Source organism: Neorhodopirellula pilleata (assembly GCF_007859915.1).
Taxonomy (GTDB): Bacteria; Planctomycetota; Planctomycetia; order Pirellulales; family Pirellulaceae; genus Rhodopirellula; species Rhodopirellula pilleata.
Map to the genome: position 1 here is coordinate 159,670 of NZ_SJPM01000002.1, position 19,485 is coordinate 179,154.

The following is a 19,485-nucleotide window of genomic DNA, read 5'->3' on the forward strand; positions in this document are numbered from 1 at the left end:
TGAAAGAAACCGGAAATAAGTACAGGGGACTTTCACCCCACAAGATCACGCCCATGTTGGGCGTACTGCAACGGAGGACGGGTTGTCCGTTTTCTCCTTTGCTTGCAAGTCGTTCGCCCGTCCCCGCTGATCACCACCGTTCTGTCGCTGACTCGCTAACCGGACTTCGACGAGTGAATCTCATTTTCGAAAAGGCACCCCATGTTCGCTGGTACAGTGATTTGAAACCATTCGTCACAGCGCTGGCTTCTCGATTGGACGAATTTGTTTGGCGATTCGACGCTGTGGAGGGTGCTTTTCCGCCTCAAGGCCAAGAAGATGATGACTTTTGGATACTGTCGGGCAATGCGTTTGCGGACCTTGTGGAGGACCACCCACAATTCACTTGGGCTGTAGTCTCTGCCTTGGCTAAACACTGTTCCGGCGACGAGATTAATGCTCTATGTGTTCCTTACGCTGATGGAAATCCAACATTCTGGACTGGATCGCCGAGACCCCAGCACCCATTCGCAGAATTTGAGATCGTTTGCTGGGATGGGAGCGCCACACTGCTCATTGGAGCCGACGAGTCCATTGCGGCGGCCTTTCAAACTGCTTACCCTGAGGCGATCGATCTAGACCGCGAAAATGAGGATCGCGACAGAACCAAGCGGTGAACCCAAGCCGCCGATAGCGTCGTTACTTACATCAACATCAATCGCGGCGGCTGGGTTACCGCAGACGTTCTGTCACTGAAGTCACACCTGCTTCACGTTGACAATCTCGACTAGCATCTCATTCGTGTCGATCGTATAGAAACCGCGTAAAGGCTCGCGGTCGATGAAATACAAACCTTCGCTCAAGTGTTCCCCTGCGGCTGCCGGATCTGATCGCAAAGCGTCTTGCAACTCTTTTGACGCGTTAATGACGCTCTATTTCGCGCCGCTCGCCAAGGTGATGCGCAGCACGTCCTCTACCGCCTCAAACGACAACACAACTTCGTAAATCACAATGCCTCGACTTTTGCGATGAGTTCATCCACTGTGAACTTAGGTCCAGAGCTACCGACCCGAGACTTTGCGAACTTGACTTCATCGTCCGTTGGCGGACGCCGTACGAAGCCGACACGGTTGCCTTGGTCATCGACCAACTCGATCCGACCGTCGGAATGGCAAATTTGGTCGGCAATTTCGGCTTGAACAACGATTCGTATCATTTTTCGATCTCCTTTTTGGACTGTGGATATTGTACCATTCTGACCATTCGAGTCGAGCGATGCCGCTGGATTCGATAGAATCGGTCGGATCAGATGCACGGTAGAATCGGCGAACCATCGGTATCGGGATAGGGGCCCGGTTGCCCGGGACCCCTCCCACACCACCGTACATGCGGGTCCGCATACGGCGGTTGAGCACGAGTTTTAAATCGCCATGTTGCCATGACGGCTCAAGCCGTTGGGACTGTTGTCACGCCGCTTAGAAAACGCCGTACGGCGATGATTCTGTCGCGAATGACAACGGACACGTACTTGCTCGTTCCCTTTGGGCCTTCGACGACCGCGTGGGTCGAATACTATGCCCTCTGCTGACTTCTCTTTGCACGAGGTGCGTTGCCGCACTCGTCCCGCCTTTCGGGCAAGCCCTACTCACGGGTACGCATCGAGATCTCCCCAAATAAGGGACGTCGCGGATTGATGTGATCGCACCGAGACACGTGATCTGTCCCCGCCCAAGCTCTCGATCTACCTCTGTCCCGTCTTCCGGTTCGGCTTCGCGGTCAGCAGCCTGCTCGCCTGGAGTTATCGGCCTCATATCGAGTTTCTGTTCGTAATCTGGCGGGTCTTGGCGTGAAGGTGTACCGAACACTATTGCCCCCTTCCCCTTTTCGTGGTCGGAACAACGCCGGGAAACTATCGAAAACGTTCGATGACTCGATAAAAAAACGCGACGCATGAAGGTGCGTCGCGTAGCCGAGATCACATTGAACGATCGTTCAATTCAACTCAATTTGAGCGATTACTTCATCGCAGTTCGTTGAATATTGATCGTGTCGCCGTCGACTTCAAATTCGGTCGCGATCAACATCAAGCGGTCGTTGACCTTCACGGCCGGTCCTTGAACGGTCACTTTGGTGCCTTGATTCAGATCGGTGTTGAGGTTTTCCGCAGGCCCCATGTCAACCAAGAGTTTCTTACCCGCATCGGTGCTGATCTTGGCCAGTTGATGTTTTTGGCCGCGAACGTCGGCGGTCTTGACGCTATCGATCGTTCCGGTGAACTCACGACCGCTGCGATTGACGGTCACCGTTTCGTCGTCCCGCATCAGTTTCTGCGCAAGCAAGATCGTTTTGTCGCCGGCTTGGAACTTCGTTCCTTTGACGCTTAGGTCTTGGCCGATTCGCGGCATCGTACCGTACTCACTTGCCGGGCCGAGATCAACGATCATTGATTCGTTCTGGCTATCATCGTTGAGTTGCACGACAAGGTTGTGTCCGCTTGGCGTCTTGACCTTTTTGGCCTGGGTGATCGTACCGCCCATGACGGTCATGGTTGCCTGCTGCGACTTTTGCTTCTTCTTCGCATCGCTCATGCTTTGCGACTGTTGATCCTTCGTCGAATCATCGTCGCTGAACGAATAGTAGTCCATGTCTTCGAAATAGCCGTCGCCATCGGTGTCGCTGTAACTAGCGAACGCGTCGTAGACTCCGTCGTTATCATAGTCGTAGTACTGCGACGTGTAATCGAAGTCATCGTCGTAGTCGTAATCGGCGTAATCGTAGTATCCGTAGTCGTAGTAATCGTAGAACCAGTCGTCATCGTTGTCGGCATAGTAGCCGTAGTCGTTGTCCCAGTTCCACATGTTATCGTTGTCTTGATCCGTGCTGGTCAACGCTTCGGCGGTATCATAGGTTTCATTGTCGATACGCCCGATGGCTTCGTCGGTCGGGTTGTAGTCATTGCCGTCGAACCATTCGCTGACGTCGTACCATGCATCGTCTTCATACAACAGTGTGTTTTCCTCCCATTCCTCATCAGCGCGGACGGAGGCGAGACCAACGGCCATCGGCGTGATCAAACCAGCGGTGATCGCGAGGACGAGTCGTTTACGGGTCGCGGGGATATAGCGTTTCATTTCGTGTCTCCTGTGTTCGGTATCGGTCATTCATCATCCACGTTGTTCGCTGGGCCATCGGAGATCCGACGGGCGATTCAATGGATGAACGCACAGGAGAAGAGTTGCAAAGACAATGCCAAGGCGGTGCGAGCGGGGACTATTGAGCCCGCCTTATTCACCAAGCGCGCCTTTAGGGTAGAAACCATCGCGTGAAACGCTACGTTTATCGGTTCACTACAACCAACTCAAACGCAAAGCAGGATCACGCGATGGGTGAAGTACAACGTAACCTGCGTATATTCTTAGCCATCCTTGGCCCTTTGAGTATTGGTTTGGTGTGAGAACCTCCAATTTCTCTGAGGGCCTTTTTCGTGGCAAGATCAATTTTGAAGTGATAGGCAATCGCCTAAAGTGCAGGTAATGGTTGAACGCTCGGGAATTGTTTGGCATCCAAAAGACAAATATTGATCGCGGGTCGTAGTTCGAAGTATTCCTCGCCCTCACCAAGTTGGCCCACTAATAGGCTGGCCGTGTAGTAGGCGAGTCGTTTCGATAGTCCTAACGGCTTGGTGTTTTGAACTTCGATGTCGTAAAGACGGCCCAGTTCATCGGTGGCATGAATATCTAAGAGAGACCATTTGTCGCCCTCATATTCCTTCTCGATCGAAGGATTGAGAATCTGCACATCCGTAATCGGTGATTCTGGACGCAGAACCGAATTAAGAAAATGGATCGTCAGATCGGGATGATCAGGGTTGCCGAGCAATCGCTTGCAGGCGAAATCAACTTTTGGATCAATTCCCAAGTTCATGACATTACGACCTCGGCACCTCGATCCCTCGCATCATCGATCGCAATTCTTCGTCAATGTTCTTGCCTTCGATCTCGGCCTCCGCGGTCATCGCGACGCGGTGACGCAGAACCGGTAGTGCGATTTCAATCACGTCATCGGGGATCGCGTAGTCACGGCCGGAGAATGCGGCGAGGGTGCGAGCGGATTGCATCAACGAAATGCCGGCTCGCGGCGACGCGCCGATATGAAACGCTGGCCAAGACCGAGTCGCACGCACGAGCGAAGTGATGTACTGGACCAAGCTTTCCTCGACCCGCACGCGGGCGCACGTCGCAATCACTTTCGACACCACTTCCGGAGTCGTGATCGGGCGAATCTCCGCTTCCAAACGCTTGGCAAAATCAACCTGCATCGAATGCAATTTTAAAATTTCGCTTTCCTCCACCGCTGACGGATAGTCGACGCGTAGCTTGAACATGAACCGGTCGAGCTGGGCTTCGGGCAAATTGTAAGTGCCCTCGCTCTCGAGCGGATTCTGCGTCGCAAGGACCAAGAAAGGACGCGGCACCGGATGTGTCGTCCCGTCGATCGTGACGCTGTACTCTTGCATGATCTCCAGCAACGCCGCATGCGTCTTGGCGGGCGAACGGTTGATCTCGTCGGCGAGCAATAGTTGCGTGAACACCGGGCCGGCTCGGAACCGAAATTCACTTTTCTGCATGTCAAACACGGGGGCACCGGTGATGTCCGACGGCATCAGGTCGGCGGTGAACTGAATGCGTCCGAACTGACAACCGAGGATCCGCCCGAGCGTTCGGACAAACAACGTCTTGCCGAGTCCCGGCACCGATTCGATCAACACGTGTCCGCCGGCGAACAGCGCCGTCAGCGTGCCGAGGACGAGCTCGTCTTGGCCGACATACAGTTTCGCGATTTCGGCTTGGATTGTTTTGAACAGTTGGCCGATTTGGATAAACGCAGGGTCGACTTGGGGTGAGCCGGCAACACCGCCTTCGCCGTTCGCGGCGGGCAAGTCAACCGGCAGGATCGGCGGCAAGGATGAATCACTCAAGAGATCGCTCGGGAGATAAGGCGGCACGTGGAGGGCAACTTGGAGTTGCTAAAATACCAAACTATCCGGTGTTCCGCCCGACCTGCAGCCCATCGGGGGCGAAAATCCCACGTCCGCCATCGACGGGCAAACAAACGCCCGTCACAAACGTGTTTTCACACAAAAACGCCACGGCGGCGGCCACGTCTTCAGGCGTGCCAATTCGCTTGGCCAACGTGCTATGGACGAGCTGCGAGATGGTCTCTTCGGACACGTCATCGCCCAGCAAGACAGGCCCGGGCTGAACGCAATTGACTCGCACACCGGAATGACGGCTACCCAGCTCAACGGCCAACGATCGCGTCATCGCCTCGATCGCTCCCTTGCTCGGGAAATACGCGGCATGATCGGCATACGGTCGCACCGTGGCCCAATCGCCGATGTTCACGATCGCCCCGCCGCGATCCTGTTGAGTCATGATCCGACCGGCCGCGCGGGCGCATAACAACGCGGCGACCGAGTTGATTTGAAAGTAACGGCGAACTTCATCACCGGTGATTTTGTCGAGCGACGTGGGTGACCAAATCGCGGCACTGTTGACAAGAATGTCCAAACGGCCGAAATGCGAGTGCGCCTGATCGATCAAAGAATCGCAAACATCGTCGTCTTCAAGCGAACCGATCAACACGATCGCCTCGCGACCAAACCGACGTTGCCAAGACGCCGCCGCAGCGTTCGCTTCGTCACCGCTTGTGTTGGCGTGCAAAGCGACATGGCAACCACGGCGAGACAACTCCTCGGCGATCACCCGGCCGACGCGTGGCGATCCCGATCCGGTCACCAGCGCTACCGGTTGGTCCGTGCCGAACGTCTCTTGCAGGCTCAACGGCTCACGCTCGGAGAGTCCAGGCTAAATTCTTCACACGATCCGGTGACCTCGAAACCGAGGTCGTTGATCATGTCGTAGTCGGCCTGGGGGGCTTGCCCTTTCGTCGTCAAATAGTCGCCCACGAAAACGCTGTTGGCCACGTACAGTCCCATCGGTTGCAACATGCGAAGATGCAATTCACGTCCGCCCGCGATGCGTAGTTCTCGACTCGGGTTGACGAAGCGGAACATGGCTAGCGCCTTCAACGCATCCTGTGGCGACATCGCGTCGGTGCCTTCGAGCGGCGTGCCGTCGATCGCATTGAGGATGTTGACTGGGATCGATTGAACGCCGAGTTCTGCCAGATCGAACGCCATCGAAACGATGTCCGCTTTCGATTCACCCATGCCGATGATCCCGCCGCTACACATTTCCATGCCGGCATCGCGAACATTTCGCAGAGTTTGAACGCGGTCGGCGTAGGTGTGGGTGGTGCAAATCTTTTCGTAGTGCGATTCGCTCGAGTTCAAGTTGTGGTTCACGCGATCGACACCACATGCCTTCAATCGCTTGGCCTGTTCGTCGGTTAACAACCCCAAGCAGGCGCAGATATCCAATCCGTACTTCTGTTTGATCTCCGGCACGATCGTTTCGACCGCGTTCATTTCACGCTCATTTGGACCGCGTGCGCTGATCACGAGGCAGTACGTTTTCGCACCCCGTTCGGAAGCCACCCGAGCCGCATCAAGAAGTTCGTCGCGTTTGAGAATGTTGTACTTCGGAACCGGGGCTTCGGAGATTTTCGACTGACTGCAGTAGTGACAGTCTTCCGGACACAGCCCACTCTTGGCGTTCATCAAGAAATACAGTTGGACCGAATTGCCGAAGTAATGGTGGCGAATCCGGTAACCGGCCGCCAAAATCGCGGGCACGTCGAGATCCGATGCCTGCAGAATCGACAACGCCTCGGCGCGAGTGATCGGGGAGCCGTCTAAAACTCGCGTCGCCAGAGCATCAAAATATCCCGGTGGCGAAAATCTCGGATCGGCGGCGACGGAAGGTTCGGGGGAACTGGCAACACTCATGCGTCTGAAGCCTGTTGGCGGGCTAAAAAGAAAAACGATCGGAACCAAAAATTTTAGTCCCAATCGTCGTCGTTCGAAGCCATTCCGAAAAGGGGTGGCCCAGCAGGGGCGACACTAGCGGCGTGTTGATTGAATCGTAACCCGATGCGTCAGCGAGGGATGGACAGGAATCCCTCGCTCACGCGTCGGGTTACGATTAATTTGGGCTAACGCTGTTCCGATAGCGGCCGCGCCATCGGTCGTTCGGTAATTTGCGGGCGGAAAGAATTGCGGTATACTTTCCAATCGACGGGCGGCTTTTCCTCGATGAACGAATTCATGAACCGGGTCAATCCCTGCGTAATCGAGTTGCGTTTGACGTCGGTGAATTCATAGTGGTCCCATTTCGGGGCGGTCTTGATGTTGAAGTTGGGGGCGTACATTAACAAAGCTTCCGGCAAGAACGTTGTTTCGTTCAACGCGATCTGAACCAATTTGTACTGAGCCCGATCTTCTTGACGCTTCGGGTACGCCTCGATCAGCAGCATGCCGGGTTTGGGTGCTTGTACCTGTCGCACCCAATAGCGTTCTTGGATTTGTTTGGCATCGAGATTGAAGACGAACGGCAGTGGGCTTTCAAGAATTCGTTGTCCTCGCATTTCCGGAGGAAGTTGCTGAATTTTGCATTCTTTCTTGGCATGATCGAATTCGAGAAGCTCTTCGCCATTGCAGACCCAATGTTCGCCAAATTGTCCGGGCTTCTCATCGTGCATCGGTTTACCGTCGGCACCCATCCCGTTAAAGATCAACTTTCGTTCGACCTTGAACAAGCCGCGATCGGGGGCGGCGTATTTAATCACCCCAAAAGATTTCTCCGCGAAAACGCCCGCTGGGGCGGCGAACAAGTCGTAGTGCCAACGTTGAAACTGACACTCGAGGGTCTTGGTTCCTTTGGATTGCGTTTCCCATTGACCGAGCACCGTATCGAGCTTTTGTTGCTCGGCCATGCTCAGCGGCGGGAACGGCGCCGCGTTGGGGTTCACCGCAGGCTCGTTGGCAGCATTTCCCTGAGTCACCTCATTGGTCTGTGCGAACGCGTCGATGGGTGCCGCGATACTGGTCACCACGACCAAAACGATCGTCACGGTGAGACGAATGAATGCATGATTGTGGGGATTTGACGGGCTCAGACGCATCATCCTTGACGCTCACTTTAGGTGGAATGGAGGGGCCGGTTCGTCCAGTGAGCCGCACGATAGCGAAAATGATCGCCACGCCGAAAGTCCGAATCCCAAGGCCCTGCGGAAGTGCCCGTACGCTGGCAATTCCCGTAGGCTGGGTCGCAGCGATAGCGGAGACCCGGCATTCCAGCCCTGGAAAGTCAAGAAGATCAGTCGGATTGGCCTGATCAGATCGATCGGTCCGATCTTGGGTTGTTCAGGGAAACTGCCGGGTGTTCGTCGCAGAGCCTCCTCCACCCAGCCTACGAGACGCCTAAAGGGGGCCCAACCGAAGTGGAACGCATGGGGCTGAGCACAGCATCGCTCTCCAAGAGTCCGCCAATCGGACCATCGCGGCTAAACTGTGATCGCGGATTTCGATGGTGACCAATTCGATCGCGACGCTCGATTTGTCCTCGGTCCCCGACGAACCCCACCGGAACTGACCTGACAAGATTGGTGTGATTTGGCCTCGGTTGCCCGATAATTCACCTTGGTAATCCAGGTAGATGTGGCGATGGTCGGGCAAGCGGTCCACTGGCACGATGATGATTCCCGACTTCGAAGGCCGAACCGTTGGGGAAAGGTCACTGGCAAACGTGATCAATGCACCGGATGTCTCGTCGTCGTTTTGCTCAGAATTGTGCTCGAAAAACCAATCCAGATGATCTTCGCTGTCACGCCGAAAACCCTCGCCGACTCGGTGGAGCGAGACCGTCCATCTCATGACATGGGCGGCAGTTGGTGACCCATCTTCGCTCGTTTGGTTTCCAGATAGCGTTGATTGTGCTTGTTCATCGTCGGCACAATCGGCACCTGATCGACGACCCGCAAATCAAACCCTCGTAGGTTGAAGGCTTTGGTTTTCTTTGGATTGTTCGTCAACAAACGAACCTCGGTCAGGCCAAGGTCTTTAAGGATTTGCAAGCCGACGCCGTAATCCCGCATGTCGGCTTTAAACCCGAGCGCGTGATTGGCTTCGACGGTGTCGAGGCCATCGTCTTGCAACGCGTAGGCTTTGATCTTTTGAGCCAGTCCGATACCGCGTCCTTCTTGGGGTAAGTACACCAGCGCGCCGCGGCCTTCGCGGCTGATCATCTCCAGCGCCATGTGCAATTGATCGCCGCAATCACATCGCAGGGAATTGATCAGGTCGCCCGTAAAACAACTGCTGTGCATCCGTACCAGCGGAGCCGGGCCGGGTGCCGAGAGATCGCCGAAGACCAATGCGATCGGTTCTTGCGATTCGTAATTCACTCCGTAAACAATGATTTGAAAATCGCCGTAGTTCGTCGGCAAGGTCGATATGGCCGCGCGGGAAATCAGTTTTTCGCTGACCCGTCGATGAGCAATCAGGTGCTCGATGCTAATGATCTTTAAGTTGTGCGTTTGAGCGATCTTCGCCAAGTCGTCCCGAGATGCCCGATCGCCAGAATCATTAAGGATTTCGCACAGCACGCCGACCGGTGCCAAGCCCGCCATGCGGGCCAAGTCCATCGCCGCTTCGGTATGGCCGGCTCGCCGCAGCACGCCACCTTCCATGGCGAGTAGCGGGTAAACATGACCTGGACGAATGAAGTCTTCCATCTTCATGTCCGACTCGGTCAACTTGCGGATCGTTTCGCTGCGTTCGGCCGCCGTGATGCCGGTCTTCGCCGACGCGATGTCGATCGGCGTCATGAATGCGGTTTGCAATGGCGCGTTGTTGTGGGCAACGACCGGATTAAGCTCCAGCCGTTTGCACACTTCCGGCAAGACGGACACACACAACTGGCCACGACCGCTCAAGATAAAATTGATTTTTTCGGCGGTCGCCTTTTCACCCGCACAAATGAAGTCGCCTTCGTTTTCGCGGTCTTCGGCATCGATCACGATCACCACCTCCCCTCGCGCGATCGCCTCGACGGCTTCGGGAATGGTGTTCAGTTCAATGGAAGACATGGCAATCGTTAGCAACGGGGACGTGTGAGGAACTCTTGATAGTTCATTATCACCCGTTGCCTACCGTAGCGGAAGTCGTCCGGACGACGAACGGCTTCGCGCCGTCACGGTAATCGTCGCGATCGAGCTTATCGTCTCGGCGTCTGCCATTGCAACGGTCGATCGGCCGTCGAGAATGCGGGTTGGTTGGCCGCCGGAGCGGAATTGGCAAACCCACCACCGGAGATCGGCGGGGTCGTTGTGGAAGGAACAGTTGCCGATGGAACAGGTGCGGGCGATGACTGCGTCGGTCCCCAAGCGGCTTGGTTACTTGGTGGAGTGGCCGCACTCGTCAGATCAATGACCTGCATCCCGCCGGAACGAATTTGATTCAACGAAGAGCCTGTACTGCCCGTCGGGTTTCCTGAAGTATTCGGGTTTCCTGAACTATCCGACCAATTGGTGGGGCCGACTCCACCGACGGGATTGGCGACCGGGTTGGGAACTCCCGAGCCGATCGGCTGCTCGAAACTCATCGGCTGGACGGCGCCAGGGGCATAGCCGGCGGGCGCATAGCTGCCCGCCGCCGAATTCGATCCGCCGAATCCCATGTTGGCCGCCGTCGCCCCATAGGAGCCTGTCGATGGCGGTGGAACACGTGCGGACGCACCGAACGGACCGAGTGCCGGCAGCAACGGACCGGTCGTCGCGGTTTGACCAGGTAATGAGGTCAACGGGGCGGCACCGGTAAACCCATTGGGCGTCCCGGCTTGACGACAACCCAAGCCGGGTAGGATCACGGCGGAGGCCGCCAACAAGGTCCAACGGGCGGATCGTGATGGGAGATGCAGCATTTCGGAAAGCTTCCGATCGTTCAGTCGAGTTGGCTCTCAGCGCCACGAAACCCTTTCGCAACCGCTCACAAACCCGGCTTTAACAAAAATTGGCATTTTCCCGAAAGAGGGATTCAGCCAACGAACTTGAGTTGTTCGTTCATCTCGATCGTCGCGGCCCGAACGGCGTCGTGCCATTTCGCATCGCCGTACTTTTGGGCCAAATCAGGTCGGGCGTGCGCGAAAATGATCCCGCGGGAACTGTTGACGATCGCGCCGCGGCCCTGTGAGTCCATTGCAGCTTTGACATCTTCGGCCGTCCCGCCTTGGGCACCGAAACCGGGAACGAGCAGGATGCTGTGAGGCATCGCCGCCCGCAGTTCGGCGAGTTGTTCCGGATAGGTAGCTCCGACGACGGCGCCGATCGGGCCATAGCCATCCCCGTCAAGCCGCGTCGCATTGAGCTGCGTGATCAAGTCCGCAACATGGCCGTAAATCGTCTTCTCGTTCGCTTCTAAATCCTGCAGAAATCCGCCGCCGGGATTGGACGTCTTGACGAGCACAAAGATCCCGCCCCCTCGCTCGTCACAAGCGTCCACAAACGGCTCGATGCTGTCTCGCCCCAAATACGGGCTAACGGTCAAGGAATCGCTCCGCCAGGGACTCGGATGCTCGGGACTGCCCAAATAGGCGTCCGCGTAAGCCGTCGCCGTGGTGCCGATGTCATTGCGTTTTCCGTCGGTCACGACGATTAATCCCGACTCGGCCGCGTGCGCGATAACTTGTCCGAGCGAAACCATGCCGGCCGGACCGAGCTGCTCAAAGAACGCCGCTTGCGGCTTGACGCACGGCACGAGGTCGCGAACGACGTCGATGATTTCACAGCAAAATTGTGTGTAGGCGGCAGCCCAAGCCTCAGGATGGTTGCTCGAAACCGCATCGCGGATCGGCGCGGGGAGTGACGCCTGACGGGGATCGAGCCCGACGCAGGTGACCGATCCGGTGCGGGCGATGGCTTGATTGAGACGAGTGGCGAACGTCATGGAAGTGAATACGGTGGGAGAAGCGGGAACGAACTTTCCCGCAACTTGCCCGACAAACCGTCTCCTGACAACCCGTCCCCCACCGGCGTGTTGATTTAGCCGAATTCAGCAATGCTACGATTAGCCGAAGGGCGTTAGCCCCGGTTAACGGTCGCGGGAACCGCCGGTAGCGGGCTGTTGATTTAGTGCACGATTGGGCGTTTTCGTTTAACGGCAAGACGCAGGCGTCTGCGTTCTCAAGCTCTGTCGCCTGCGGCTTGCCGTTAAACGATTAAATCAACAGCCCGCTAACGCGGTACGGCTAATTAAATCAAAACGCCGCTACAAACCGTCAAGTCGATGACTGAGCGGAATGATGGGCCGCCGTATTAAAGTGCGGCGCGTTGATCGCTGAGTTCCCTTCGTGCCCGTCGGGGGCTGAAGCCACGGCGGCCTGTTGTAAGTGAATCATCAGCTTTTTGTGATCGCGGACGACTCGCAGGAATTCTTCTTCGCTGACCGGCTTTTGGATGTAATCATAAACACCCAGTTCGTCACAGCGTTTGCGGTACGTGTCGTCTTCCAAGGCCGTCAACACGACCGTCGTGATGCGTCCGGCTTCGGGTTGAATCTCTCGCATCTCTTCGAGCACATCGAGTCCCGTGCCATCGGGCAAGAGCATGTCCAGCAGGAGCAGATCCAATCGCGGGGCACGAGAAAAAATCCCGGTGCGTTTCATGAACAAGATCGCTTCGTGAACCGTCCGCACCAAAGTCAAGCGATGATGCACGCCGCTACGTCGCAACGCGTGGATCGTGATCCGAGCGTCGACCAACCCGTCTTCGACGAGCAGGATCTCCATCGGCTTGGTTCGTGAATCACCCAGCATGGCGGCAATCTCCTTAGGAATGGTCAGCGGAAGCGGGAAGCGTGGAATGCGAACCGTGCAGGCGAATCAGTTCCCCTTCGAGTCGCTCGTGGGCGGTGAAATCGCACGAAAACCGTTCGACCTTTTCCGCAAACAACCGCAAACAATTCGAATCGCAACCTCTGTATTGTAATTCCTCGGCCTGTTCCACCAAGTCAACTATTTGCAAATACAGACAACGATGTTGGTCGATCACATGGCGGACCATCATTTGCCGTTCGTCGATCACTTCCTGCCGTCTCATTGCCTCGGGACTCGGTTGACCGTAGGGCGACGGAGTGAGCGGCGTGGCAATCAATCCGTAGGACTCTTCCAGCGTGAACTGCAAGGCGAGCAGATCACGAATCCCGTCAAGGCACTGGGCCAAACCTTTGATCGCCTGTTGCGGCGTTTCGCAATCGGGCTGTTCCAATTGGCTTAACGTTCGCAGCCGGTGGAACTCGTGCCAGAGATGAGGATTCGAATCCTTGATCTCCTGAAGGAACGCGGCGTTGACCAACCAAACGGTTTGCGGGGAACCGCTCGACGAACCGTTTTGTGCTGAAGTAGCACGGTTTGTGGACGAAGCAATCGGGGCGACGGTAGCCATTGTGGCAATCCTCCATGCAAGGGTTCCGTACAAGAGAAGAACCTCTGAACCTAAGGCCGCTCGATCACGTCGTCAAGCAAATTCTTCATTTCGTTGAGATTTTGACCGCCATCGAGCCGAACTGCGGCACCGATCGCCCCCATAATCGGCGGGGAAGCTACCGCAAATCGCCTTTTTTGACTAACCTTCCTGACTCAAACGCTCGGCCGTAATTAGCCGGCGGAGCGATTTGTCCCCACATTCTTGGCACACAACCCATTGAATTCTTCATGTCACCATTCCGGTTCCGAATTAGCGTTTTTATTGTCATGCTCTTGACGGCATATCCGTTCGCCGCGTTCTCTGTGATCGCTCAAGAACCCGGACTATTGACGAAGGCACTCGACGCGGTGAAGGACAACCTTGCTGTCGATCCGGACTCGTCTAACGATCCGCTGCGGCAGATGCAATCCGATGCGATGCGGGAACGATCGGCCGATTGGGGTTTTTGGGGCAATCTTCCCAATAAGTACAGCTCGTGGACCAACCACAGCAATCGCGTTGTTCCGCTCTACACGTTCGGGGTCACCCTGGATTCACTGCGAGCCGAAGGTAGCCTCTACAGCGACCCGGCGCGACTCGAAGATGCGTTCGGTTCCGTCCCCGCCAACACGGTCAATCCGACCGCGATCTATCACGACCAGATCGACGTTTATCACCTACAGCGTCTCGCGACGCAAAACGGCAAGAAGTACATCATCACGATGATCTTCGACGGCATGGATTGGCAAACGACTCGCGCCGCAGCGATTTATCGCAATCAAGCGGATCGGTATGACAGCGGCCGTGGGCAAGGCTTAGCTTTCCAAGACTATCGAGGCGCAACCAGCGACTTCGCCTACTTGGTCACGACGCCGACTGCCGGTGGTGCGAAGTACGATATCAACGCACAAACCGTCTTCAGTAGTGGGCAAAAAGTCGACGGCGGCTTTGATGCGGAACTCGCCGGACCGATGCCTTGGCATGAATCGCCCCGCAGCGCTTATCCGATCGGTCGCGATCGCGAACAACCACATGAGGTCACCGATTCGGCTTCGTCGGCGACGTCGTTGTTGTCCGGCGTGAAAACTTACAACGGCTCGATCAACATGCTTCCCGATGGGACCCACGCGATCCCGATCGCTCGCAAGCTACAAGACGAAGGCTACCGCGTCGGTGTCGTGACCAGCGTCCCGGTCAGTCACGCGACCCCCGCCGCCGCGTACGCGAACAACGTCACTCGTAAAGATTACCAAGACATCGCCCGCGACATGGTCGGTTTGCCCTCATCATCGCATCGTCGTGAACCCTTGCCTGGTTTGGACGTGTTGATCGGCGGCGGGTGGGGCGAAGGTTCCGGCAAGGATGCAACCCAAGGTGACAATTTCATGCCGGGCAACACTTACTTCCACGAGTCAGACATGGAAGCGATCAAGCGTGGCGAAGATTACGTCGTCGCCGAGAGGACCGCCGGACGCGACGGTAATGACGTGTTGTCGGCCGCCGCCCGAACCGCCATCGAATCGAATAAACGGTTGCTCGGCTATTTCGGAACTCAAGGCGGGCACCTGCCGTTTCAAACCGCCGACGGCGACTATCGTCCCACCTTCGACGTTAAGGGAACCGAACGTTACAACAACGCGGACATCGCTGAAAACCCAACGCTCGCGGACATGACCGCTGCCGCGTTGGACGTCTTATCAAGTACCAAATCCGAAACCACCGAACCATCGGGCAACCCGTTTTGGTTGTTGATCGAATGCGGCGACGTCGACTGGGCCAATCACGCCAACAACATCGACAACAGCATCGGTGCGGTGTTCAGCGGCGAAGCGGCCTTCCAAACGGTGGTCGATTGGGTCGAAGCCAACGACGCATGGGGCGATACCGCCGTGTTCGTGACCAGCGACCATGGTCACTACTTGCATCTGCAACAACCTCAAGCGATTGCCGACGCCGCTTCGCGATCCAAGACAAACAAAACGTCCGAGTGAGTTTGCAGGAATGAGGCCGGGTTGTCGCTCGTCACCGGCCCGTTGATCGCGGCGGCGACCGCCTCCGCTTTCGCCGCCCCGGTGGCCAACAACACAATCTTGCGAGCCTTTAAGATGGTACCGATCCCCATCGTGATCGCCTGTTTGGGAACTTGATCGGTCGACTCAAAGAATCGCGAATTGGCCTCGATCGTGCTGGCGGCCAAGTCGACCAGTCGAGTCGGGCTGTCGATCGTTGCACCAGGTTCGTTGAACCCGATGTGGCCGTTGACGCCGATGCCGAGCAATTGCCAATCGATGCCGCCGGCGTTTTCGATTTCACTTTCGTATCGCCTACTGATGGCTTCCGCCGAATGGCTGTCATCGATCTGGTGTGCGGCCGGAAGATGAGTCTTGGATCGATCCAAATCAACGTGATCGAACAGGTTCGTTCGCATGTACGCGAGATAAGATTGAGGATGCTCCGGCGGCAGCCCGACATACTCGTCGAGATTGAAGGTCGTGATGCCTTGAAAACTCACTTCACCGGATTGATAGCGACGACATAAGTTCTCGTAAACCGACAACGGTGTGCTGCCCGTGGCAAGCCCCAACGTACAGAGCCCCGACGTATCGGGCGAATGCCGATTGATCGTCTCAACCAACAACCCCGCCACGTGCCGGCTGGCCGATTCATGGTCTTCCAATACGGTATACAAAATGGCCATCGATCGCCTTGCTGTTGGTCAGTCTTTCCAATCACACAAGGCATTAACATAATCCGAACCACCATCGCGGTTCCACCCGTCGAGTTGCGAGGGTTCCTTGAGTTGTTGCCCTCGTCGCATCGGCGTGACGATGAAACGCGAATCCACGTCGGTGAGCGTCGTCATGTCGCCCCAGAGCTTCTCGAACTGAGCGACCGGGAAGACATCTTCTTGAGCATGACCCCAGCGTTTCTTGACTTCTTTGAGCGTGATGTACGTCGGTAAACGGGCTGCCATTTCACGAACCGCCACATCGACCGCAATCGGATCGTTCAACGAATCGCGATCCAATCCGAACGCCGCGAGCAAGCCATCGATTTCGATCCAAGTCGTGTTCGAATTGTAAAACCGCAATCCGAACTCAGCACGCTCGTTGGGCATCGCCAAACCCTCGACCAATCTCGGTCGCCCTGATACCAATGCCAAACCGCCGCCGCGATCTTCCAAACGACGCGGGATGACTTCGAAGCTTAACGTCGCACCCGAATCGAGATGCAAACCGAACAAAGCCGGATCGACGTTCGCACCCAACGTATCGATATTGTGCAGCATCAGGTGTTTGAGCGACGGTTGGTCACTCAGCAATCGCGACAGCACGCCGTTGCGAAATAAATTGGGAACCTCGTACCAGTGCCCGACCGGATGAACACATTGGCTCGGCACGTTGTCGGTGTAATCGCTGCCTTCGCCGACCGTTCGGGCCCAGTTCGCGATCGCCGACCGGCCGCTCTCACGCATCTTTTGTTGTTGTTGATCGAGAACTTGTTGAGGCGTCTCTTCCCATAGGAACTGCAGGTCGCGAACCATCGGCACCATCCGCAACCCGACGCTGCGCCCGCTCGAAAGATGCAACGGCCCTTCGTGGCCGTAATTCTGATTTGCTTGAAGGCAATCGCGGATCGCGGCATCGGTCATCCAACTCGTGGTGACGACATGCGGAATCACGCCCCCGCAACGGCGAGTGATCGCACGGTTCTTGTCCAAATGGATCTCAAGAAAACTGCGATGACGTCCCGCGAATCGATGAAACGGGTGCAACGCTTTGCAAACGCCCGCCCCTTGCGTCCAACGACTTCCGACGCCGGCGGCTAACGTGACGACCGCGACTTGCCCCTCGGCGATCGCTTGACGTCCTAGGTCCGCGAACTTCGAATCGATTCCGCCTCGCGTGTCGACGACGTGATGCTCGGTTACATCGGTGATTTTCAAATCGCTCGCCAATCGATTCGATGCGAGTCCGAACCGGCCCGATCGCATGTTGTCGCGGACCTGCTCGTGTTGACTGCGGTCGAATCCGTTGTCGCGAAGGATATTCGCCAGCGATGATGAATCGGCGGTCGATTCATCGTCGCCTCGATCATTCCCATCGCCGACCGTCGGCAAGACGCTGCGGAGCAACACCGCCGCGTCGGTGTCCGGTTCGTTCGGGTCACCACAACGCTCGGCGATCCGGGCGAGTTCATCGCGTGTTTGCGGTGACAAGTCTCGCAGCGGTGTGCGGAGCCACTGCGGCAACATCAATGCGTAATACTTTTGTGGCAACTTGGCCCGACTCGCGGTCAACAATTCCGCCGATGTGCCGTTGTCATTGATCGAAAAATCATAAACCACCGGATCCATCGCGAACGGCAATGCCGTTTCCAAATCTCGCTTGACGTCCACGAGCGTGGTTGCCAACCAATCCTGAGCGGTTTGCTTGATCGTCGGATCAAAGATAAAACCCATGCCGCCACCGGACATGCCACCGAGCATCCAGAAACCCCAAAACTGTTCGCCAAATTGTTCGCGGCACGCTTGGATCATGCGGTCGGTGAAACGGTTGGTCGCCCACGGAATGATCGTTTGCAATGGGCCTTCGAAGTTTCGCGTCGTTAACGAACCGAGACGTCGAATGTCGCCGGCACATAACGCCTCGACGACCTCGTCGTAAATCGACATGGCCTCTTGACGTGCCGTCCACTGCGCGTCACCGCGCACCAAGTAGTGCTCCGTCACCATCTCTAAAATCGGGCCGACGTTTTGCGCCATGCCGCCGTGAACCAACACGAGCGATTCTTGCAAACGCTGCCTCGCTTCAGGGCTGACGCGATCCGAGCCCAAGATTTCATGATCGGGCATCAGTCGCCCGCGACTGACGCCGTATTCAGGATCGCCGGGGCCCGCCTCTTGACCGCAAATCAGCTTGATGCCGGGCCACACCCCACCGGAATCCTGCCATCCGCCGCCACTGCCGCCGATCCATTCGCCCAAGATCGCGCGGGCGGCGACGAGCCGACGGTCCGGCTCGGTTAACGGGCCTTCGAGCGATCGAATCTGGCCCGTCGCCCGCATCAAGTTGCTGATGAGCGAACCGAGCAAATTGGTCGAAACGGCCAACCGTGATCCTTTGGGAATGTCGTTGATCTTGCTAACGAGTTCTAAACCTTTGCCACGACCGACGATGCGTTCGAGCAAAGCTTCCATCGACGAACCGCAACCTTCCAACCCCGGTGGGACGACGCCCGACGCGATCACGGCCGCTTTGAGCAGCCCCAAATAATCCCTCGCGAAATCAAACATCTCGGCGACGGAGGTCACCTCGGTCGACGCACCCAAGTCAACGCTGACCAAGCGGAACACGGGTCGATCGATCACGCGCAGATACGTTTCGATCGGCGGTCGAACCTCATCGTCTCGGCCGCGTACGGCCAAGTCGACCGACACGTTGACGACCCGGGCTCCTTGAGGGAAATCCATCCCGAGAAAAAAGATATCACTCCACGCGCTGTGCGAAACGTCCATCCGGACCGCCGTCGTTTCTCGCAAAACCGGATACCGCAATCGCGACGCATCGCCGTCAAGCAATTCGCGACGCAACCGCAGCGGATGTTCGGCCACGTGCCCAAGACGAAACATCCATTGGTTCCCGCGAACCGTCCGGACGCTGTGGCGAACCTGATCGGCGAGCGTTTGAAAACCAAGTTCGTGATACGCTTGAGCCAACGCGCTCGCTAACGAATCGGTCGGACCGGTCACCGATTGTGTTTTCAAAAACGCATCGATGGCTTCCTGAAAACGGCGGCCGAGCAAATGTTCATAGCCGTCAAACGGGATGCTGCCGGCGATGGTCGCGTCCAACCGGGGTGGCAGATGATATCGGTAAATTGATGAAAGAAAGAACAACGCGCGGACGCGCCGGTAAAGGTTGGTTTCGTGACGTCGAAATGCGTCGAGTGCGACGATGTGACCAAGCAATTCGTCCAGCGAAGCGTCCTGGCATAGCGACTCGAGCGAACGGTCACGCGTCGGTCCGTCGTCGGATCGAATCGTTTCAATCAATGCATTGGGTGAAAGAGTTGCCGTCATGA

At 56.6% G+C, this 19,485-nt stretch carries 18 protein-coding genes; 2 read left to right on the top strand and 16 right to left on the bottom strand.

All coding sequences use genetic code 11. The features are described 5' to 3' along the window. Positions 1-173 precede the first annotated feature (173 nt). Positions 174-656, top strand: a complete 483-nt coding sequence (locus tag Pla100_RS05715) for a hypothetical protein (RefSeq protein ID WP_146576744.1) — start codon at positions 174-176, stop codon at positions 654-656. Between the two features lie 81 nt (positions 657-737). Here Pla100_RS05715 and Pla100_RS30365 read toward each other — a convergent pair whose 3' ends face one another. The 14 genes from Pla100_RS30365 to Pla100_RS05785 form a co-directional block, all read right to left on the bottom strand. Continuing rightward, on the bottom strand, positions 738-875 hold the full coding sequence (locus Pla100_RS30365) for a hypothetical protein (protein WP_197167729.1): 138 nt from the start codon (positions 873-875) through the stop codon (positions 738-740). A 110-nt stretch (positions 876-985) separates the two neighbouring features. Next, positions 986-1,195 carry a hypothetical protein gene (locus tag Pla100_RS05720; protein ID WP_146576745.1) on the bottom strand — a complete coding sequence of 70 codons (210 nt, stop codon included), beginning with the start codon at positions 1,193-1,195 and terminating at the stop codon, positions 986-988. A gap of 799 nt (positions 1,196-1,994) precedes the next feature. Further along, entirely contained in the window at positions 1,995-3,110 is a 1,116-nt protein-coding gene (locus Pla100_RS05730) for a hypothetical protein (RefSeq protein ID WP_146576747.1), read from the bottom strand. Positions 3,111-3,498: 388 nt separating this feature from the next. Beyond that, positions 3,499-3,903 carry an Rpn family recombination-promoting nuclease/putative transposase gene (locus tag Pla100_RS05735; protein ID WP_146576748.1) on the bottom strand — a complete coding sequence of 135 codons (405 nt, stop codon included), beginning with the start codon at positions 3,901-3,903 and terminating at the stop codon, positions 3,499-3,501. Positions 3,904-3,907: 4 nt separating this feature from the next. Continuing rightward, positions 3,908-4,933, bottom strand: a complete 1,026-nt coding sequence (locus tag Pla100_RS05740; RefSeq protein ID WP_390620577.1) for an AAA family ATPase — start codon at positions 4,931-4,933, stop codon at positions 3,908-3,910. Positions 4,934-5,018: 85 nt separating this feature from the next. Continuing rightward, positions 5,019-5,822, bottom strand: coding sequence for an SDR family NAD(P)-dependent oxidoreductase (locus Pla100_RS05745; RefSeq protein WP_231602762.1), 804 nt, complete (start codon positions 5,820-5,822; stop codon positions 5,019-5,021). Continuing rightward, complete coding sequence (bioB, locus tag Pla100_RS05750) at positions 5,819-6,889, bottom strand: biotin synthase BioB (RefSeq protein ID WP_146576750.1); 1,071 nt, start codon at positions 6,887-6,889, stop codon at positions 5,819-5,821. Before bioB ends, Pla100_RS05745 begins: the two co-directional genes overlap by 4 nt. Positions 6,890-7,095: 206 nt before the next feature. Then, positions 7,096-8,067: a TIGR03009 domain-containing protein gene (locus tag Pla100_RS05755; protein WP_146576751.1), complete on the bottom strand. Its 972-nt coding sequence runs from the start codon at positions 8,065-8,067 to the stop codon at positions 7,096-7,098. 295 nt (positions 8,068-8,362) lie between these two features. Next, entirely contained in the window at positions 8,363-8,815 is a 453-nt protein-coding gene (locus Pla100_RS05760) for a hypothetical protein (protein WP_146576752.1), read from the bottom strand. Continuing rightward, positions 8,812-10,029, bottom strand: a complete 1,218-nt coding sequence (gene ribA / locus Pla100_RS05765; RefSeq protein WP_146576753.1) for a GTP cyclohydrolase II — start codon at positions 10,027-10,029, stop codon at positions 8,812-8,814. The genes Pla100_RS05760 and ribA overlap by 4 nt, the downstream gene beginning before the upstream one ends. 128 nt (positions 10,030-10,157) lie before the next feature. Next, positions 10,158-10,862 (bottom strand): hnRNP-L/PTB family RNA-binding protein, encoded by a 705-nt coding sequence (locus tag Pla100_RS05770; RefSeq protein WP_146576754.1) that lies wholly within the window; start codon positions 10,860-10,862, stop codon positions 10,158-10,160. A 113-nt stretch (positions 10,863-10,975) separates the two neighbouring features. After that, positions 10,976-11,884, bottom strand: coding sequence for an orotidine-5'-phosphate decarboxylase (gene pyrF / locus Pla100_RS05775; RefSeq protein WP_146576755.1), 909 nt, complete (start codon positions 11,882-11,884; stop codon positions 10,976-10,978). Positions 11,885-12,215: 331 nt separating this feature from the next. Then, positions 12,216-12,752, bottom strand: coding sequence for a response regulator (locus tag Pla100_RS05780; RefSeq protein ID WP_146576756.1), 537 nt, complete (start codon positions 12,750-12,752; stop codon positions 12,216-12,218). 13 nt (positions 12,753-12,765) lie between these two features. Continuing rightward, positions 12,766-13,380, bottom strand: a complete 615-nt coding sequence (locus tag Pla100_RS05785) for a hypothetical protein (RefSeq protein WP_197167730.1) — start codon at positions 13,378-13,380, stop codon at positions 12,766-12,768. Positions 13,381-13,649: 269 nt separating this feature from the next. Between Pla100_RS05785 and Pla100_RS05790 the strand changes: the two genes are divergently transcribed. Continuing rightward, positions 13,650-15,392 carry an alkaline phosphatase gene (locus Pla100_RS05790; protein ID WP_146576757.1) on the top strand — a complete coding sequence of 581 codons (1,743 nt, stop codon included), beginning with the start codon at positions 13,650-13,652 and terminating at the stop codon, positions 15,390-15,392. On the opposite strand, the gene nagB is transcribed toward Pla100_RS05790, so the two are convergent. Then, positions 15,338-16,099 carry a glucosamine-6-phosphate deaminase gene (nagB, locus tag Pla100_RS05795; protein WP_146576758.1) on the bottom strand — a complete coding sequence of 254 codons (762 nt, stop codon included), beginning with the start codon at positions 16,097-16,099 and terminating at the stop codon, positions 15,338-15,340. The two genes, Pla100_RS05790 and nagB, sit on opposite strands and share 55 nt — an antisense overlap. Before the next feature lie 18 nt (positions 16,100-16,117). Next, positions 16,118-19,483 (bottom strand): UTP--glucose-1-phosphate uridylyltransferase, encoded by a 3,366-nt coding sequence (locus Pla100_RS05800; RefSeq protein WP_146576759.1) that lies wholly within the window; start codon positions 19,481-19,483, stop codon positions 16,118-16,120. Positions 19,484-19,485: the final 2 nt, after the last annotated feature.

What these genes read in the sequence shown, in the direction of transcription:
- Pla100_RS05800 (WP_146576759.1), bottom strand. Translation starts at nt 19,483, where the DNA reads ATGACGGCAACTCTTTCACCCAATGCATTGATTGAAACGATTCGATCC.
- pyrF (WP_146576755.1), bottom strand. Translation starts at nt 11,884, where the DNA reads ATGACGTTCGCCACTCGTCTCAATCAAGCCATCGCCCGCACCGGATCG.
- Pla100_RS05790 (WP_146576757.1), top strand. Translation starts at nt 13,650, where the DNA reads ATGTCACCATTCCGGTTCCGAATTAGCGTTTTTATTGTCATGCTCTTG.
- bioB (WP_146576750.1), bottom strand. Translation starts at nt 6,889, where the DNA reads ATGAGTGTTGCCAGTTCCCCCGAACCTTCCGTCGCCGCCGATCCGAGA.
- Pla100_RS05730 (WP_146576747.1), bottom strand. Translation starts at nt 3,110, where the DNA reads ATGAAACGCTATATCCCCGCGACCCGTAAACGACTCGTCCTCGCGATC.
- Pla100_RS05785 (WP_197167730.1), bottom strand. Translation starts at nt 13,380, where the DNA reads ATGGCTACCGTCGCCCCGATTGCTTCGTCCACAAACCGTGCTACTTCA.
- Pla100_RS05755 (WP_146576751.1), bottom strand. Translation starts at nt 8,067, where the DNA reads ATGATGCGTCTGAGCCCGTCAAATCCCCACAATCATGCATTCATTCGT.
- Pla100_RS05735 (WP_146576748.1), bottom strand. Translation starts at nt 3,903, where the DNA reads ATGAACTTGGGAATTGATCCAAAAGTTGATTTCGCCTGCAAGCGATTG.
- nagB (WP_146576758.1), bottom strand. Translation starts at nt 16,099, where the DNA reads ATGGCCATTTTGTATACCGTATTGGAAGACCATGAATCGGCCAGCCGG.
- Pla100_RS05760 (WP_146576752.1), bottom strand. Translation starts at nt 8,815, where the DNA reads ATGAGATGGACGGTCTCGCTCCACCGAGTCGGCGAGGGTTTTCGGCGT.
- Pla100_RS05770 (WP_146576754.1), bottom strand. Translation starts at nt 10,862, where the DNA reads ATGCTGCATCTCCCATCACGATCCGCCCGTTGGACCTTGTTGGCGGCC.
- Pla100_RS05780 (WP_146576756.1), bottom strand. Translation starts at nt 12,752, where the DNA reads ATGCTGGGTGATTCACGAACCAAGCCGATGGAGATCCTGCTCGTCGAA.
- Pla100_RS05720 (WP_146576745.1), bottom strand. Translation starts at nt 1,195, where the DNA reads ATGATACGAATCGTTGTTCAAGCCGAAATTGCCGACCAAATTTGCCAT.
- ribA (WP_146576753.1), bottom strand. Translation starts at nt 10,029, where the DNA reads ATGTCTTCCATTGAACTGAACACCATTCCCGAAGCCGTCGAGGCGATC.